Raw genomic sequence first — 16,012 nt, 5'->3', positions numbered from 1 at the left:
GTTATTCTCCGGTTGCGACTTTCAGATCATTATACATGCCCCATTCCGACCAGCTTCCGTCATAAACGGCGTGGCGGTCGTGGCCGATGCGTTCCATGGCCAGGGCCAGGATACAGGCGGTCACGCCGGACCCGCAGGACAGGATGGCGGGTTTGGCAAGGTCCACTTTGGCGGCGTCAAAGGCGGCGCGGATGCCGGCCTCGTCCTTCATGGTGCCGTCGGCGTTAAAGAGCTCGCCAAAGGGCAGGTTTTTCGAGTTCGGGATGTGGCCCGGGCGCAGGCCTTCGCGCGGTTCAGGCACGTCCCCCCTGAAACGATCCGCGCTGCGCGCGTCGATGATTTCGTAATCGCCAAGTTTGGAGGCGGCAGCAACTTGCGTCACATCCTTGATCATATGGGCCTGACGGCTCACGGTCATGTGGCGGTCGCGGATGACCGGGGGCAGATCCTCGATCGGGCGGCCTTCGGCTTGCCATTTCGGCAGGCCACCATCCAGCACGGCAATGTCCATCTTGCCCATCAGGCGGAACAACCACCAGACGCGGGCGGCGGAAAACATGCCCATCCCGTCATAGACGACCACCTGATGCCCGTCACCGATCCCCATGGCGCGCATCCGCGACATGAATTTCTCAACCGGCGGCACCATATGCGGCAGGTCGGATCGCAGGTCGGCAATCTCGTCGATGTCGAAAAAGCGCGCGCCGGGGATGTGAGCCGCGTCATATTCCGCCTTCGCGTCACGGCCCATATCGGGCATGTACCAGCTGGCGTCGATCACGCGCAGGTCCGGGTCTTTCAGATGGGTTTCAAGCCATTCGGTCGAAACAAGGGTTTTCGGGTCGCTATGCGGCATAGGAAGGCCCTCTTTGATACGTCGTATCATGCCTACAAAGCGGCGCGGGGTTAAGCAAGGGTGATGCGGCGAAAAGGGATCAAATCTCCTTGTGGGACGGACTTACGCTGCTTATGATCCAATCGTTTTTCAAAGAGGATCATCCCATGGACAGTATTACCCCGCTTCTGACCTATGCGCTGGCGCTCTCCATTGCCGCCGTGATCCCCGGCCCGGGAATCGCAGCCCTTGTCGGGCAATCTTTGGGAGCGGGGTTCCGGGTGGCCATGTTCATGCTGGCGGGCATTGCCTTGGGGGACGTGATTTACCTAACCGTTGCCATTGCCGGGCTGGCTGCGATTGCAAAAGTGTTTGCCGGTGCCTTTGTTGTGGTGAAGATCCTCGGCGGGCTGTACCTGATCTATCTGGCCTACAAATTTTGGCGCAGCGAAGCGGGGCTGACCAAAGTTCATAAAGAAAAGAGCCACGGGGCGTTGAAGGCGTTTGTGGGCGGGGTGGCGGTGACGCTGTCCAACCCCAAGGCCATCGTGTTCTATCTTGCCCTTCTGCCGACCGTTGTGGATCTGGGGCAGATTGATGTTCTGACCTGGTTTGAACTGTCGATCCTGACGGTGATTGTGCTGTTTGTGACCCTGACGCCCTATGCTTTTCTTGCCGCCAAGGCGCGCGGCTTGATGAAAAGCCCGGTGGCTTTGCTGCGCCTGAACCGCATTGCGGCCGGGGTCATTGGTGCGGCGGGGGCGGTGATCCTGGGGCAAACCGTGGCCGAAGTGGCGCGACGCAGTTGAGCTGGAAAACTGGTCCTACGGTGGCATGAAATAGCGGCATGAAAATGGGGGGCGAAACGCCCCCCGCACTCAGAACACAAACATTAGAACGCTCGGCCCCACCCGATAAACGCAGAAATCTGCGTGGTGTGCTGCAGGGATAGTGTCCCGGAAATCACCTTTGCGTTTAAGGGGAAAGCTGCGGGATATTTCCCAGTCTGCCGTTTGCCAACATCCAGGTGTCACGCAGCGCGTTGAATCACTTGGACATTGCGTTTCTGATCACGCTGACAATTGCCAGAACCACGCCGCCGCCCACGCCGCCCGAGGCCAGTTGCCCGATGATGCCCATCAGGTCCAACCCGCTTCCCGACAGTGCCCCGGCCCCCATCATCGACAGGATTTGCCCGCCAAGGCCGCCGCCGACAATCCCGGCGATCGAGTTGATCAACGTGCCCTGGTTGATGGATCCTACGGCCTTGCCGGCCACATTGCCGCCCACGGCACCTGCAATAAGACTGATCAGAACTTCCATAATACCCTCACTTGGTTTTGGGGTCGCCCCCGGTGTGTGAGAATCCAACAGGATGGAAGTGCAGGGGATAAGGGGAAAAGAACCGGGTTTCGCCCCGTTTGGTCAGGTGATCAAAGCGCATCGGTCCCGTCAGACGCGTTTGGCAGCCTGAACCGCGCGTTCCAATCCGTCGCGAAAACGGGACCGGTCGGCCTTGGAAAACGGTTTGCCGCCGCCCTGGCGAAACGGATCAGCCGCGCGCAGGTCGGTCATCAGGTCACGGGTGGCCAGTGTCTGGCCGATATTGCGCTCGGTCAAGGCCTCGCCATTGGGGCGCAGCACCTGCGCACCCGCCTCGACACATTTCGCCGCCAGAGGGATGTCGCCGGTCACCACCACATCCCCTTTGCCCGCGCGCTCGGCAATCCACATGTCGGCCACATCCGGGCCATCGGGCACATAGATCATCTCGACCAACGGGTTTTGCGACGGGCGCAGCCCGCCGTTCGAGACAAAAAAGATCTTGAGGCGGTGGCGCGTGGCCACCGCTTCGGCCTCGGCTTTCACCGGGCAGGCATCGGCGTCGACATAGATCACGCGTACAGGGCCTCGGCATGGAAGCTCACATGGTCTTCCATGAAGCTTGAGACGAAGAAATAGCTGTGATCATAGCCCGGCTGCATCCGGAAGATCGCCTGTTGGCGGCGTGCGGCGATGGCGGATGCCAGCGCTTCGGGTTTCAGAAGATCGATGAACTGGTCCTTGGTGCCGGTGTCGATCAGCATCGGGCCTTCAAACCCGTTGTTCTTCATCAGAAGGCTGGCATCATGGGCTTCCCAGTCCGCACTGTTTTCGCCCAGATACGCGCCGAGTTGTTTCTGGCCCCAGTCCGAATTGGTCGGGTTGCAGATCGGGGATAATGCAGAGACTGACCGGAACCGTTCCGGCAGGGTCATGGCCATGGTCAACGCGCCGTGGCCGCCCATCGAATGGCCGGTGATGCCCTGCCGGTCTGCGTCCAGTGCAAAAGTATTGAATACCAGTTCCGGCAGGTCCTCGGTGATGTAATCCCACATGTTGAAATGCGGTGCCCAGGGGGCCTCGGTGGCATTCACGTAGAACCCGGCCCCTTGGCCCAGATCATAGGCGTCATCATCTGCAACGCCTGGCCCACGCGGCGAGGTGTCGGGAAAGATCAGCGCGATGCCCTCATTGGCCGCCCAGGCCTGGGCCCCGGCCTTGGTCATGGCATTTTCATGGGTGCAGGTGAGGCCCGAGAGATACCAGAGCACCGGCACTGGCCCGTCCTGCGCTTCGGCGGGCAGGAACAGACCAAAGGTCATGTCGGTGCCGGTGGCTTTGGATCGGTGGGTATAGACGCCCTGCGTACCACCGAAACAAGCGTTTTCCGATTGGGTTTCCATCCGCGCTCTCCTTTAGATGCGTTTTGGGCCGATGGCCCGCAATATGGTGTTACAGCAAGTGTAGCGACAATCCTCGACAAAGAGCACCGGTTTGCGACCTCTTGGGGATGAAAATCTGCAGGGTGTCAGGCGTCCACGCGTGGGGCGGAGACAATGGGTAGGGTGCGGATCACAAAGAGGATCATCCCGATGGCCCAAAGTGTCCCGCCGCCATGGATCATGCCCATCGGTGCGCCGAACCAATCCGCCGTCACGCGCAGGGCTGCCCCCAGATGCAGAGAGATGAGCAACGTGGTGTCGAGCCTGCCTCCCTCCAGCGGGCGCCCCGAATGGCCCAAGACCGCGCGCAGCATCACAATCACCGTCATGGTGCCGATGGCGCCTGCGCCCAATGCGTGACGGATCTGACTTCCTGAGGCCAAATCTGCGATGCCGGACAGGGCGAGCAATGCCACGCCAATGACCAGCCACGCATAGGCGGCGTGCTGTGCAAACAACAGGGGTTCGGATCGCACCGCCAACCCGCACCAGCGCGACAGACGCAAGGCGAGCGCGACGGTGGTCAACGCGGCCAAAAGCCCGGTGATCGGGCCAATGCCCAATGTGGTCCAGCTGACGGCGGTCACGGCTGACAGGGTGATGGCGACCTGGTCCACCGGGCCAAATCCAGCGGGTATTTTCGCAGCGCCGCGTTTCTTCAACCAATTGCGGCTGAAGGCCGGGGTCACCCGCCCGCCAATATGCACCATTAAGACGAAGCTCAGCGCAAAACCTGCGGTCAGCCCCAGATCGGTATCCGCAAACAGAAACATGGCCTGGGACAGCGACAGGGCAAAGATCACCGCTGCAACCACGTAATTCCGGCTGTTCTTTGCCAGGATCAAATTGCCAAGGGCCAGCCCCGCCACCACCGGCAGGAAGGCCAGAGAAATCGCATCTGACACCAACGCCTCAGGAGCCACGAACATCGCCACGCGTGCCACAAGCCACAGGGTAAACAAGCCCGCAATCGCCACGGGCGGCAGGCCAGGGCGCCGGGTCCAGTTCGGGATTGCGGTGAACAGAAATCCGGCAAGCGCGGCGGGCAGATAGCCGAAAAGCATCTCGTGCTGGTGCCACAGGAACGGATCGCTGATCAGGTCAGCCGCGCCCATATAAAGCGCCAACCACAGAGGAACAGCCACCCCGGCAAACAAAGCCGCGGCGGGAAAAAACAGGCGATAGGCGCCGGTCAGAAGGATCATGAGCTTATCCAGGCAATGATGGCAGAGACGGTTAAAATCGACAAAACGGTCGATACCAGAATGGCGGCAGAAGCGCGATGGGGTGCGACATTGTAATGCTGCGCAAGGATGTAAACATTTCCCGCAACCGGCAGACCAGCAGCGGCAATCATCACCCCGGCGGAATAGGGTTCGACATGAAAAACAGCCAGCGCAAAGAAGGCGACTGCGGCCGGGTGCAAGACCAGCTTGGCAAAGCTCAACCAGCTGGCCACCGACAGGCGTTCGGCGGATTTCACGGCCAGGGATGCGCCGATGGCAAACAGCGCACCGGGGGTGGACGCGCCCGACAGGATGTCTAGAAACCGATCAACAGGCACCGGCAAGGCCCATCCGGTGGCCGACCAGGCAAAACCAAGCGCGATAGACACGATCATCGGGTTGGTCGCCAGCCCTTTTGTGATGGTGGTCAGGATCGCGGGGCTGACCCGCCCATCGCGTGACCCTGTGATCAGGATCACAATCAGGCTGCCAAACAGGAACAGATCGACCGCCAGCACCAGCATCACCGGGCCGATTGCAGCTTCGCCCAACAACAGCGCCAACATCGGCACGCCCAGAAACCCGGTGTTGCCGATCACCGCGCATTGCGCTTCGACAGCGGCTTCCTCCAGCCCCACTTTGCGGACCAAGGCCACCACTGTGGCGATCACGTAAATCACCGCGCCCCCCGCGGCATAGGCCCAGATAAACGGCCAGTTCAACACCTCGGCCAGGGTCAGGTTGGCGGCAAATCGAAACAGCATCGCCGACAGCGCGAAATAGAACACAAACCGAGTGAGATAGGCCGTGGCGTCCGGCGGAAAGAACCCCCGCGCGGCGGCACCAAAGCCAAGCCCGATCAGGGCGAAAAATGGCAGGGTCTGAAGAAGCATGTCAATCATGAAATCGGGCTATCACGCAAGACACAGGAAGGCGAGGGGGCTTAGCGTTTTGGGGCCTCCAGCAGCTCCACCTCGACAAAGGCACATTCGAAATCATTGTTGTTGATCACATCATGTTCCACACCCAACTCGCGATAATAGGGCTCGCCATGGCGCAGTTCGGCAATCACCACCTCATCCCCCGGCAGTTCGATCCGAAGCGTGCCGTTGAACAGGGGAATCACCACATAATCATAGTCATGCCGGTGCCATCCGGTGCGCGCGCCCTTGTGTGGAAATCGCCATTCGGTCACCCGCACCCTGTCATTGTCGATCTGGGTGGTGGGGATGGCGGTGCAGGTCTGATCGTGGTTGGCGCACATGGAGGGTCTCCGTTACGTTTGCCTCATCCAGCACGAGCGCGCGCTGCTTGGCAACGGAAATCCGGATAATGGTGGATGAAGGGGGCTGCCACCCCCTATCCTCCGCCGATCAAAGCCCCTGCCGCAAACACCAATGCCCCGCCCAGAACCACCTGCATCGTGGCGCGTCCAAACGGGGTGTGCATATATTTGTTCTGGATCCAGACAATGGCCCAGAGCTCGATAAACACCACGATGATCGCGATGGTGGTGGCGGTCCAGAAATCGGTGATCAGATAGGGCATTGCGTGACCCAAACCGCCAAGGGTGGTCATGATCCCCGATGCAAAGCCGCGCTTGACCGGGCTGCCACGGCCAGAAAGCTCGCCATCATCCGATGCCGCTTCCGTGAACCCCATCGAAATCCCCGCCCCGACCGAGGCCGCAAGCCCAACAAGAAAGGTGGTGTGCGTGTTGTGGGTGGCAAAGGCGGTGGCGAAAATCGGGGCGAGTGTTGAAACTGACCCATCCATCAGCCCGGCCAGTCCGGGCTGCACCCAGGTCAAAAGGAACTGACGATGGGCGTCCGCATCCTCATCGCCACGTGTCTCATCGGTCAGGTGCTGGGCTTCCAGCTGCCCGGCCACATTGCCATGATCTGCCTCAGCCGCCGCAAGATCCCCCAACAGTTTGCGCGTATCCGCATCCTGCGTGCGGTCCGCCGCCTTGCGGTAAAACTGCTCCGCCTGTCGCTCCATTTCCCGCGCCTCGGCCCGGATCGCTTCCAGCCCGAGGTTTTCGACAAGCCACACCGGGCGGCGCGCATAAAACCCCGCCACATGCTCGCGGCGGATCAGCGGGATCACGTCACCAAACCGCGCCTTATGGGCATCGATCAACATGCGCCGATGCTCGTCTTCCTCCAGCGCCATCCCGTCAAACACCTTGGCGGAGGACGGGAAATCCTCTCGCAAATGCTCGGCATATTGCCGATAAATCCGCGCGTCATCCTCTTCGTTGGAAATCGCCAGCGCGAGGATCTCTTGTTCGGACAGGTCGGAAAATCGACGGCGTTGCAATGTGCCGGACAGCATGGGGAAGCTCCTGATTAGAATGGTTCTAACTTAGAGGGTTTGACAGGATTGGCAAGAGAGAGTTTACCTTCTTGCCAATAGAGTTACACTAACCGCGCAGGTTGGATATCCGGGCGAAGCCGCCCGTACTTGAGGTCAGACAGCCGACCGATATTGATGCGGTAGTCTGCCGCAATTTCGTGATAGCGATCACCACGCTGGATGCGTGCTTTGATCACCGCGATTTCGACATCCGAGAGATGTTTCATTTGTGTCTCCTTCAGAGTTGGAAGAAGAACGGCCGTTCGGGTTTTGCATAGATGTTGGGTTAAGACTGGAAAAGCGTTTGTGTTTTGGTGAGGGACTCGAACCTGTCTCTATGCTGCTGAAATCAAATAAATTAATCATAATGCGGTGATGTGTGCTACCCATTTGGGACAAAATTTAAATCTCAAACTGTCGTTTCGAATTCTCGATGGCATGGAATAGCATCGTACCTGGTTTACGAATATAGGAAGGGGAATGCCGGGCTTTTACAGAAGATGCAAAGAGGTAAAGCGAGGCAGGTCCATGCGTATCTTCATCCCAGCTCGTTACGCGGACAATCTTTCGCCAGTACCGCTGAACTGATGTGATGTGCCCTGATGCATTCATTCTGGATGGAAACAAGTAAGGTGAGTCCGAAAACTGTTTCTCCAGCTGGGTGCGATACGCGCCTAGGAATTCCTGCATTTCAGGATCAATACGTTCTTCTGCCCAAAACCAACTGGCCCGGCTGCCTTTGGGATATGGGTACCAGCTTTGCCCTTTGAACTGATCCCAGCGGGCAGAGAGTGTTGGTCGAAGCTTTGCTCCGGTTGTTAGGTAAAGTGCCACACAGGCTGACGGGATATGCCCCAGAGGCGCGGAATTCAGTTGGTCGTATACTTCTTTGCGGATTGCCCGGTATCTGTCCCCGGTCCCGTCATACCAATCTTTGATCTGTTCTTCGCGTAGCTCGCGAAACGCGGGATACAACTCATCCGCAGTCAGATCACGGTTCGCGCCTTGAATGCCAAGCTTGCGCTGAAGTTGTGTAATGGTCCCCAGAATGGCTTGAAATTGTGTGATGTCCCGTCCGTTGATGGTCAATGAACTGACCAATTCTACTGTCGATAACGATCCAAAGGGACGGTCACGCAATGTTTGGGGAATGGTTCGCCAACAAAGCTGCTCCAACTGATCGAGATTGCGTTGTGCGTTAATCGGGGATGATTTCTGTTTCGCGTCTTGATGCACCGCTGCAAAGAACGCATCCAGGTGATCTCCGAAATGAGTACGCTTCGCCAGTTCGCGCTTTTCTAGCCAATGATCTCGTCGAGCTTCTGGTGTGCTGATGTCACCGGACAGAGTTTTCTTCTGCCGCTTCGCCCATTTGCGGGCATGGGGCAGGAAAGATCCCAAACTGCGAGAGAAGAAAGGTGTTGGGTCGCCGTCGTTGTGAACGTCTAGAAAAACTTCCAAAGTGTTGAACTGTCGTCGCGTCCAATTCCCGTTTTGATCTTTTGCGCGCAAACAATAGCTGGCAGTTCCGCCCTTTTTGCCTGCCCGCAATCGAAGCCCTAGTCCGGGAACGATGCTATCAGAAAACCAAAGCTCCCCCGTTTCCGGAGGAGCTTGTGTATCAACAAACTCAGGTGTGAGTTCGAAGCGTTTTGTCATCGGGGTTCAGAACTCCACAACCGCCCGGATGCTTTCTCCCTTGTGCATCAGCTCAAACCCTTCGTTGATCTGGTCCAGTGTCAGCTTGTGGGTGATCATCGGGTCGATCTCGATCTTGCCGTCCATATACCAGTCGACGATTTTCGGAACATCCGTGCGCCCCGACGCGCCGCCAAAGGCGGTGCCGCGCCAGACCCGGCCGGTGACCAGTTGGAACGGGCGGGTGGAAATCTCGGCACCTGCAGGCGCGACGCCGATGATGATGCTTTCGCCCCAGCCCTTGTGCGCACATTCCAGCGCCTGACGCATCACGTTGACATTGCCGGTCGCATCAAAGCTGTAATCCGCGCCGCCGCCGGTCAGTTCGACCAGATGGGCCACGATGTCGCCATCCACTTTTGACGGGTTCACAAAATCGGTCATGCCGAAATGGCGGCCCATTTCTTCTTTGCTGTCGTTCAGATCGACACCGACAATCTGATCCGCCCCCGCCATGCGCAGGCCCTGGATCACGTTCAGACCAATGCCGCCCAGACCAAACACAACAGCGGTCGAGCCGATTTCGACCTTGGCCGTGTTGATCACCGCGCCGATCCCGGTGGTCACGCCGCAGCCGATGTAACAGATCTTGTCAAACGGCGCGTCCTTGCGCACTTTCGCCAGCGCAATTTCCGGCACCACGGTGTGCTGGGCAAAGGTCGAACAGCCCATGTAGTGGTGGATCGGCGTACCATCCAGCATCGAAAACCGGGTGGACCCATCGGGCAGCAGCCCCTGACCTTGCGTCGCACGGATCGACTGGCACAGGTTGGTTTTCGGGTTCAGGCAATAGTCACACTCGCGGCATTCCGGGGTGTAGAGCGGGATCACGTGATCGCCCACTTCCAGAGAGGTCACCCCTTCGCCCACCTCGATCACCACGCCGGCCCCTTCATGGCCCAAAATGGCCGGGAAAATGCCTTCGGGATCATCGCCGGACCGGGTGAATTCGTCGGTGTGACAGAGACCGGTGGCCTTCATCTCGACCAGAACCTCACCCGCGCGCGGGCCTTCCAGGTTCACATCCATCACTTCAAGCGGTTTGCCGGGGGCAAGGGCAACAGCAGCACGTGTGCGCATGGGATATCCTCCAATAAATCAATAGCGGTTTTCGGCTGTCCTGCTGGGTATAACAGGAGGACAGCCGAAAACCGCCCGAGAGAGCACGCGCTTTCACCCTGAGCGAAACCCAGCGCGAAAGCAACACATGGGCGACCTGTCCTTGCTTCGGCGCGACATCGGACACAAAACTCAGGTATGGAGCAAAAAATCTTACATATTTTCTTGGCGCTGGCCTGCATGGGCGTGGCCGGCTGCCAGTCGGACGCTGCGGCACCGCCGCTTGTGCAGAACTGCCCGGCGCCGGGCATGGCGCATTTGATGGGCAAAGATGTCTCGGCCTATGAGGCGCTGCGGTATCAGGGGCCCGCCCGGGTGGTGCGGCCTGATCAGGCGGTGACGATGGACTATCGCGCAGACCGCCTGACGGTGACCCTGGATGATCGGGATCGGATTATCGGGTTGACCTGCAATTGAAGCACGCCCCGGAATGTCATTGATGTCTCCTGTGCGGTTCGGTTTGCGCCGCAAGCTCGTGCCGGATTGCGGGTTTGTCTGACAGGAACGCGGACAAGCCAAGCTGCTGTTCCGCTGCCCTCACCAGATCGACACTGCCCTTGCGGGACAAGTGATTGGAATCGCGAAACATAAGGTTCCATTCATCCGCATAATCCACTTGCAAACAAGGCTGGTCCTTGGCCCCGCACATCAGTTTTGTTGGCAGTACGGCCAAGGCCCCATGGCGTTGGCTGGTGTCCTCAATAAGTTGATCGGTGAAGCGCGCCCGCGCGCGTTTTGCGTCGCTTGGCATTTGTCCGCACCGCGAGGATTTGGCAAAGCCCGCCGCGTCCTGCACCCAAGGAAACAGGGTCATGCAGCGTGACAGGTCATTGCCCAGTTCCGGCACCTGGCTGAACACGACAACGGGTTTGCCGGTTGCCCTCAGTTGTCGAAGGCTTTTGTCCAATTGCCGGGCAAACAGGTTTCGCGAGGTCTGAACGGCCGCGGCATCCGACCCGGAGGTGGGCGGTTTGCCATCACGTGAAAATGCCTCTGGTCGCATCAAAAGTTCCCGACGGCGTGCCAGGTCGCCAAAATCTGACCGCTCCACCATATCAACCCAGCGCGCGGCGAGGATCACGGCATCGTATTTTTCCTGATTTGCCAGTCTCTCTTTAAGTCCTGAGGAAGCGTCTAGACATATCTTCCGGGAGGCATCGCGATCAGGGAGATCAAAATTGCGTGCCACCCCGAACAGAGGAGGGCAACCGGGCAGGGTTGCGGCTTCAAGGGTGAAACCCTGTGGGATCAGAAGGTGCACAAGGCCGGTTTCCAGATGCTCGGCGTGGCTGTCCCCGAAAAGAAGAACCCGAGGGCCATCGACCTGTTCGTCGCGTGGTTGATAGATCCGGATGGCCTTGGCCTGGGGCAGTTCATGCCATGTGGCTTGGCTACGTCTTGCCCCGAGGGGATGTAGCGGGATTTCGGCATCCTGGGTGCGGATCCCAAACGAGCGGTCCTTGTATTTCAGATAGGTCGGCACGGTCAGCATCATGGCCGCAGCGGCAATCCCGGCCAGCACCGGCCAGTTGCCGAACCGCGCTTTGGGCCGTGCCGGTCTTCGGAACCGTTGTTCAATGAAGTAATAATTGGCGGCGGCAATCAGAATGGCCAGCGGGAACAGGCCAAGCTTCAGCGCCAGCGACGGGTCATCGGGCAGCCGATAGAGCAGATAGACATAAATCGGCCAATGGACGAGATAGAGCGAATAGCTGATCAGCCCAATCCATACGGTGATCCGGTGCTGAAACAGCCGCCCGATGGGGCCATGTGCGCCAAAACGGATCAAAAGCGCGGTGCCAAGACAGGGCAAAAGCGACAAGACCCCCGGCAGGGGTGTTGTCTTGTCGAACACCACAAAACTGGACAGGACAAGGATCAGCCCAATGGCCGCCAAAACCGATGGGCGCACCTCGTCTGATTGGGACTTGGGCAGATAGTGCTTTGCCTCTGCCTTGTGGCGCATGATCAAGGCCAACTGGGCCCCAACCATCAGTTCAAAGGCACGAAACGGCAGCAGGTAGTAGGCGGCGTTGAAATTGATCCCCCGGATAAGCTCTGCCGCACCGAGGCTGCCAGCCAGCACCACCGCCCCCATGATCGGTGCGGTTCGGGGGCGCAGGGACAAAGCCAGCAGCAAAAGCGCGGGCCAAAGGAAATAGAACTGCTCTTCAACGGCAAGAGACCAGAAATGCAGCAATGGCCGGGCCCAGGCGTTGATATCAAAATAGCCGACCGTTCCGTAGTAATAGATGTTTGCGACGGGCAAGATCGAAGCGGGGGTTGCTTTCAGCAGATCGGCGAGGTCATTGGCCGACAGAATGGGCAGAAAGACCAGCAATGTGACGGCAATCACACTCAGTGCGGCGGGCAACAATCTGCGCACCCGACGCAGATAAAAACGCCGAAAGGAAAACCGGCCTTCTGCGTGTTCCTGGGCAATCAGCCTTGTGATCAGAAACCCGCTGATCACGAAAAACACATCCACCCCGAGAAACCCGCCTTTGCCGATGGGCAGCGCATAATGCGCCATCATGACCCCCAAAACCGCAAGCGCGCGTAGTCCGTCAATATGGGGCAGATACATGGTGTTTGGCCTTCTGAAAGGGAGGCGGCGTCAAAACAGGAGAAACGATGTCAGGGAATTGTCAATTTGCGGCCGGTGTTCGTCAGGGATGTTTACCGGAAGTTTTGCTTTGCTTCTTGCGTGCAATCAAGGGGCGATAGGGGCCGAGGCGCGGAATAAAGAAAAAGGGGGCAAATCTGCCCCCTTGATCACATGTCAATCTGCATATGAGTGCGCTTGGCCCTGGTCACTTCTTGCGATACTCGTCGTGGCAGGCCTTGCAGGTGCCACCGACTTTTCCCAGCGACGCCCCTAGTGTGCCTTGATCGGGCAGGGTGGCATTGGCCTTGGCGGCCATCACCATATCCTCGGATTTCTTCACGAAATCATCCCAGTTTTCCCAGATCGCGGGCAGGGCTTCGGATTTGGGGTCGGTTTCATTGGCCTCAAAAAGAGCAGGAACCTTCATGCCTTCGCTGGCAATGGTGGCCATGGCTGCCTCGGCCTTGGCGCTGTCAAATTCCATCTCGCCTTTTGCCATGCCGGCCAGAACTTTCATGCCGCCGCCGATGGTTTCCATGGTCATCATGCGCGCCTTTACGGCAGGGTTTTTTACGTCGTCATGGGCAAGGGCCGGGGTGACGGCAAAGACAAGAGCGGTGGCAGAAATAACTTGGGTGAAACGGTTCATGGGTCCCTCATTTGGCTGAACGGTTGTTTTGGCTTTTGGTTCTGTCAGGCCAGAATACCCGTGGGGTCGTGAAAGGGAATTGACAGAATTGTGATCAGCAGATTGCAGATCACAGGGCGTCCAGCCCACCCAGCAACATATCTGTTACCAGATCGGCATATTCTTCGCGGTTCAGACCCTGTCCCGGACGGTTCCACATGTAATACCAGTTCAGGATGCCAAAGACAGACATGGTGACCGGGCGCAGCTTTGCCCCATCCCCCAAAGCCTCTGGTGCCGCTGATTTCAACGCCTCGCCCATCATGTCGATCAACCGCCGCTGCAGGTCAAAAAGTTTCGCCTGCATTTCGGGTTCCAGCACGGACAGGGCATCCAACTGCAATTTATGCTCCGCATCCGCCCCCTTGTAGGCCACCAGAATGGCCCGGACCAGCCCGCGCAACCCATCGGTCTCGGGCGCGGCTTCCACCTCTGCGACCAGGGTCGACAGATGGGTGTCGAGAATGTCGTAAAGCAGCGCTTCCTTGCTGTCGTAATAGTGATAGATCAACGCTTTTGACACGCCACAATGTTTGGCCGCGCCCGTCATCGAGGCGCGGTCGAACCCATGCTCCGCGAAATAGGCGGCTGCCCCCTTGCGGATGGCAGCGCGTTTTTCTTCGTGATCGCGGGCAATCCCTCGCGGCATGGGTTACTCCTTCGGACGGTTGTCGATGATCCTTACAGCTTTCCCCTCGCTGCGTGCAACCTTACCGGCATCCGCCACATGAACCTTTGCGCTGATCCCGACATTGGATTTGATCTTGCCCGCCAGAGCGCGGGCGGCCGCTTCGGCCCCCTCGGCGGGTTGTCCTTCGGCCATTTCAACATGCACATGCATTTCGTCCATCCGGCCGGGGCGGTTCAGTTCGATCTGGAAATGCGGGCTGAGCGTCGGCACGTCCATCAGTTGTTCCTCGATCTGGGTCGGGAACACGTTCACGCCGCGCAGGATGATCATATCGTCCGAGCGCCCGGTGATCTTCTCCATCCGCCGCATCGACCGGGCGGTGCCGGGCAGCAGGCGGGTCAGGTCACGGGTGCGGTAGCGGATGATCGGAAAGCCCTCTTTGGTGAGCGAGGTAAAGACCAACTCGCCCAACTCGCCATCCTCACAGACCTCGCCCGTGTCGGGGTTGATGATTTCAGGATAGAAATGATCCTCCCAGATGTGCAGCCCGTCTTTGGTTTCCACACATTCATTGGCCACGCCGGGTCCGATCACCTCGGACAGCCCATAAATATCGACCGCGTGCATGTCGAACGCGTCTTCGATTTCACCGCGCATGGCATTGGTCCAGGGTTCCGCGCCGAAGATCCCGACCTTGAGCGGCGATTTGCGTGGATCCAGCCCCTGCTTGTTGTAGGCATCGAGGATGGACAAAGAATAAGACGGGGTCACCGTGATGCCGGTGGCGCCGAAATCCTCGATCACACGCACCTGGCGTTGGGTCATGCCACCGGATACGGGCACCACGGTCAGGCCGTACTGTTCCGCCCCGCCATGCACGCCCAGCCCACCGGTGAACAACCCATAGCCATAGGCATTGTGCAGCACGTCGCCCGGTTTCAGGCCAGAGGCGCGCAGGCAACGGCCAACCACGCTGCCCCACATGGTCAGATCGTTTTTCGTATAGCCCACAACGGTAGGCTGCCCGGTGGTGCCGGAACTGGCATGGATGCGCGCGATCTGTTCACGCGGCACGGCAAACAGACCAAACGGATAATTGTCGCGCAGATCCTGCTTCACCGTGAAGGGAAACTTCGCCAGGTCAGACAGAGATTTCAGATCATCGGGATGCACGCCCGCATCGTCAAAGCTTTTGCGGTAAAACGGCACGTTATCATAGGCGTGGCGCAGCGACCATTTCATCCGCTCCAGCTGAAGCGCCTGAATTTCATCGCGCGAGGCAATTTCGATCGGGTCCAGACTGTCCCGGCTCGGTGTTAAATCTTCCATGCGTTCCTCCCTGACGCGCGGCATCCGTCTTCCCATCAGATGCCAATGCTGCTGTGGCCGGCGCGGGGTCCCTTTCCTCCGCCTGGCCGAATACTATTCCTCGAAATGATGGCCCTTGATCTGGCGGGAATGCCCGCGAAACAAGGCCACTTGCCGACCGTCTTCTCCTGTGACGGTGACATCATAGATGCCGGACCGACCGGCGCGGCTGACCTCAACCGCTGTGGCGGTCAGGCGTTCCCCCAACTGGCCGGGGGCCAGATAGGTGATCGAATTGTGTTGGGCGACCACCCGGTGATTGTAGCTGTTGCAGGCAAAGGCAAAGGCGCTGTCCGCCAAGGTGAAAATGAAGCCGCCATGGCAGATCCCATGTCCGTTTGCCATATCCGCGCGTACAGACATGGAGATCACCGCGCGGCCCGGCCCCACCGCGTCCAGCGACATGCCAAGCGCCTGGCTGGCCGGGTCATCCGCCCACATGGCGTCGGCCGAGCGTTGTGCCCGCATCTCTGGCGTCATCTTTGTGTCCTGATCCATGGGGAGAGGATGCACAAAACCGACCGTGCGGTCAATAGTTCCGTTAAGGCGCTGAAAATGAAAAACCCGCGCGTATGGCGCGGGGAAGGTGTAGGTAGCCCCGGTGCCGCATACTGGGTGGGGGCTGTAAAAAACGGCACCGGGGTGAGCATTCGCTCGCTACAGGATCATGTTTGACGGGGCAACGCGGCAGCAAAAGGGAGGCAAGTGGTTTTTTC

General features: G+C 58.9%; 18 protein-coding genes. 2 read left to right on the top strand and 16 right to left on the bottom strand.

The genetic code is table 11. The features are described 5' to 3' along the window. Position 1 precedes the first annotated feature (1 nt). Positions 2–886, bottom strand: coding sequence for a 3-mercaptopyruvate sulfurtransferase (sseA, locus tag ACP15V_RS04565; RefSeq protein WP_424942483.1), 885 nt, complete (start codon positions 884–886; stop codon positions 2–4). 116 nt (positions 887–1,002) lie between these two features. Here sseA and ACP15V_RS04560 point away from each other — a divergent pair, with 116 nt between their 5' ends. Next, positions 1,003–1,644, top strand: coding sequence for a LysE family translocator (locus tag ACP15V_RS04560; RefSeq protein WP_424942482.1), 642 nt, complete (start codon positions 1,003–1,005; stop codon positions 1,642–1,644). A 238-nt stretch (positions 1,645–1,882) separates the two neighbouring features. On the opposite strand, the gene ACP15V_RS04555 is transcribed toward ACP15V_RS04560, so the two are convergent. The 10 genes from ACP15V_RS04555 to ACP15V_RS04510 form a co-directional block, all read right to left on the bottom strand. Further along, positions 1,883–2,158, bottom strand: coding sequence for a hypothetical protein (locus ACP15V_RS04555; protein ID WP_424942481.1), 276 nt, complete (start codon positions 2,156–2,158; stop codon positions 1,883–1,885). A 129-nt stretch (positions 2,159–2,287) separates the two neighbouring features. Continuing rightward, positions 2,288–2,734, bottom strand: a complete 447-nt coding sequence (locus ACP15V_RS04550) for a YaiI/YqxD family protein (protein WP_424942480.1) — start codon at positions 2,732–2,734, stop codon at positions 2,288–2,290. Next, a complete protein-coding gene (gene fghA / locus ACP15V_RS04545; RefSeq protein WP_424942479.1) occupies positions 2,731–3,561 on the bottom strand; it encodes an S-formylglutathione hydrolase in 831 nt (276 codons plus the stop codon). The genes ACP15V_RS04550 and fghA overlap by 4 nt, the downstream gene beginning before the upstream one ends. Positions 3,562–3,686: 125 nt before the next feature. Then, entirely contained in the window at positions 3,687–4,805 is a 1,119-nt protein-coding gene (locus ACP15V_RS04540) for an NnrS family protein (protein WP_424942478.1), read from the bottom strand. Further along, positions 4,802–5,728, bottom strand: a complete 927-nt coding sequence (locus ACP15V_RS04535) for an AEC family transporter (RefSeq protein ID WP_424942477.1) — start codon at positions 5,726–5,728, stop codon at positions 4,802–4,804. Before ACP15V_RS04535 ends, ACP15V_RS04540 begins: the two co-directional genes overlap by 4 nt. A 41-nt stretch (positions 5,729–5,769) precedes the next feature. Beyond that, positions 5,770–6,090, bottom strand: a complete 321-nt coding sequence (locus ACP15V_RS04530) for a cupin domain-containing protein (protein ID WP_424942476.1) — start codon at positions 6,088–6,090, stop codon at positions 5,770–5,772. 95 nt (positions 6,091–6,185) lie between these two features. Further along, a complete protein-coding gene (gene mbfA / locus ACP15V_RS04525; RefSeq protein WP_424942475.1) occupies positions 6,186–7,163 on the bottom strand; it encodes an iron exporter MbfA in 978 nt (325 codons plus the stop codon). Between the two features lie 83 nt (positions 7,164–7,246). Then, on the bottom strand, positions 7,247–7,411 hold the full coding sequence (locus ACP15V_RS04520; protein WP_424942474.1) for a hypothetical protein: 165 nt from the start codon (positions 7,409–7,411) through the stop codon (positions 7,247–7,249). 175 nt (positions 7,412–7,586) lie between these two features. Further along, positions 7,587–8,843 (bottom strand): hypothetical protein, encoded by a 1,257-nt coding sequence (locus ACP15V_RS04515; RefSeq protein WP_424942473.1) that lies wholly within the window; start codon positions 8,841–8,843, stop codon positions 7,587–7,589. Positions 8,844–8,849: 6 nt separating this feature from the next. Further along, positions 8,850–9,962 carry an S-(hydroxymethyl)glutathione dehydrogenase/class III alcohol dehydrogenase gene (locus ACP15V_RS04510; RefSeq protein ID WP_424942472.1) on the bottom strand — a complete coding sequence of 371 codons (1,113 nt, stop codon included), beginning with the start codon at positions 9,960–9,962 and terminating at the stop codon, positions 8,850–8,852. A 177-nt stretch (positions 9,963–10,139) separates the two neighbouring features. Between ACP15V_RS04510 and ACP15V_RS04505 the strand changes: the two genes are divergently transcribed. After that, complete coding sequence (locus tag ACP15V_RS04505) at positions 10,140–10,418, top strand: I78 family peptidase inhibitor (RefSeq protein WP_424942471.1); 279 nt, start codon at positions 10,140–10,142, stop codon at positions 10,416–10,418. Between the two features lie 16 nt (positions 10,419–10,434). Here the strand turns inward: ACP15V_RS04505 and ACP15V_RS04500 are convergent, their stop codons facing one another. The 5 genes from ACP15V_RS04500 to paaI form a co-directional block, all read right to left on the bottom strand. Continuing rightward, complete coding sequence (locus ACP15V_RS04500) at positions 10,435–12,588, bottom strand: acyltransferase family protein (protein ID WP_424942470.1); 2,154 nt, start codon at positions 12,586–12,588, stop codon at positions 10,435–10,437. A 226-nt stretch (positions 12,589–12,814) separates the two neighbouring features. Beyond that, complete coding sequence (locus ACP15V_RS04495) at positions 12,815–13,258, bottom strand: c-type cytochrome (protein ID WP_424942469.1); 444 nt, start codon at positions 13,256–13,258, stop codon at positions 12,815–12,817. Between the two features lie 109 nt (positions 13,259–13,367). After that, complete coding sequence (locus ACP15V_RS04490) at positions 13,368–13,946, bottom strand: TetR/AcrR family transcriptional regulator (protein WP_424942468.1); 579 nt, start codon at positions 13,944–13,946, stop codon at positions 13,368–13,370. 3 nt (positions 13,947–13,949) lie between these two features. After that, positions 13,950–15,257 (bottom strand): phenylacetate--CoA ligase PaaK, encoded by a 1,308-nt coding sequence (paaK, locus tag ACP15V_RS04485; RefSeq protein WP_424942467.1) that lies wholly within the window; start codon positions 15,255–15,257, stop codon positions 13,950–13,952. Positions 15,258–15,350: 93 nt separating this feature from the next. Beyond that, a complete protein-coding gene (paaI, locus tag ACP15V_RS04480) occupies positions 15,351–15,776 on the bottom strand; it encodes a hydroxyphenylacetyl-CoA thioesterase PaaI (RefSeq protein ID WP_424942725.1) in 426 nt (141 codons plus the stop codon). Positions 15,777–16,012: the final 236 nt, after the last annotated feature.

Source organism: Aliiroseovarius crassostreae (genome assembly GCF_049803815.1).
Taxonomy (GTDB): domain Bacteria; phylum Pseudomonadota; class Alphaproteobacteria; order Rhodobacterales; family Rhodobacteraceae; genus Aliiroseovarius; species Aliiroseovarius crassostreae_A.
Note: the sequence above shows the minus strand (reverse complement) of the source record. Positions and strands in the feature narration are given on the sequence as shown.

Bases quoted from the DNA above. Each gene is read 5' to 3' on its own strand.
- sseA (WP_424942483.1), bottom strand. From the start codon at position 886: ATGATACGACGTATCAAAGAGGGCCTTCCTATGCCGCATAGCGACCCG.
- ACP15V_RS04560 (WP_424942482.1), top strand. From the start codon at position 1,003: ATGGACAGTATTACCCCGCTTCTGACCTATGCGCTGGCGCTCTCCATT.
- ACP15V_RS04555 (WP_424942481.1), bottom strand. From the start codon at position 2,158: ATGGAAGTTCTGATCAGTCTTATTGCAGGTGCCGTGGGCGGCAATGTG.
- fghA (WP_424942479.1), bottom strand. From the start codon at position 3,561: ATGGAAACCCAATCGGAAAACGCTTGTTTCGGTGGTACGCAGGGCGTC.
- ACP15V_RS04540 (WP_424942478.1), bottom strand. From the start codon at position 4,805: ATGATCCTTCTGACCGGCGCCTATCGCCTGTTTTTTCCCGCCGCGGCT.
- ACP15V_RS04535 (WP_424942477.1), bottom strand. From the start codon at position 5,728: ATGATTGACATGCTTCTTCAGACCCTGCCATTTTTCGCCCTGATCGGG.
- ACP15V_RS04530 (WP_424942476.1), bottom strand. From the start codon at position 6,090: ATGTGCGCCAACCACGATCAGACCTGCACCGCCATCCCCACCACCCAG.
- mbfA (WP_424942475.1), bottom strand. From the start codon at position 7,163: ATGCTGTCCGGCACATTGCAACGCCGTCGATTTTCCGACCTGTCCGAA.
- ACP15V_RS04520 (WP_424942474.1), bottom strand. From the start codon at position 7,411: ATGAAACATCTCTCGGATGTCGAAATCGCGGTGATCAAAGCACGCATC.
- ACP15V_RS04515 (WP_424942473.1), bottom strand. From the start codon at position 8,843: ATGACAAAACGCTTCGAACTCACACCTGAGTTTGTTGATACACAAGCT.
- ACP15V_RS04510 (WP_424942472.1), bottom strand. From the start codon at position 9,962: ATGCGCACACGTGCTGCTGTTGCCCTTGCCCCCGGCAAACCGCTTGAA.
- ACP15V_RS04505 (WP_424942471.1), top strand. From the start codon at position 10,140: ATGGAGCAAAAAATCTTACATATTTTCTTGGCGCTGGCCTGCATGGGC.
- ACP15V_RS04500 (WP_424942470.1), bottom strand. From the start codon at position 12,588: ATGTATCTGCCCCATATTGACGGACTACGCGCGCTTGCGGTTTTGGGG.
- ACP15V_RS04495 (WP_424942469.1), bottom strand. From the start codon at position 13,258: ATGAACCGTTTCACCCAAGTTATTTCTGCCACCGCTCTTGTCTTTGCC.
- ACP15V_RS04490 (WP_424942468.1), bottom strand. From the start codon at position 13,946: ATGCCGCGAGGGATTGCCCGCGATCACGAAGAAAAACGCGCTGCCATC.
- paaK (WP_424942467.1), bottom strand. From the start codon at position 15,257: ATGGAAGATTTAACACCGAGCCGGGACAGTCTGGACCCGATCGAAATT.
- paaI (WP_424942725.1), bottom strand. From the start codon at position 15,776: ATGACGCCAGAGATGCGGGCACAACGCTCGGCCGACGCCATGTGGGCG.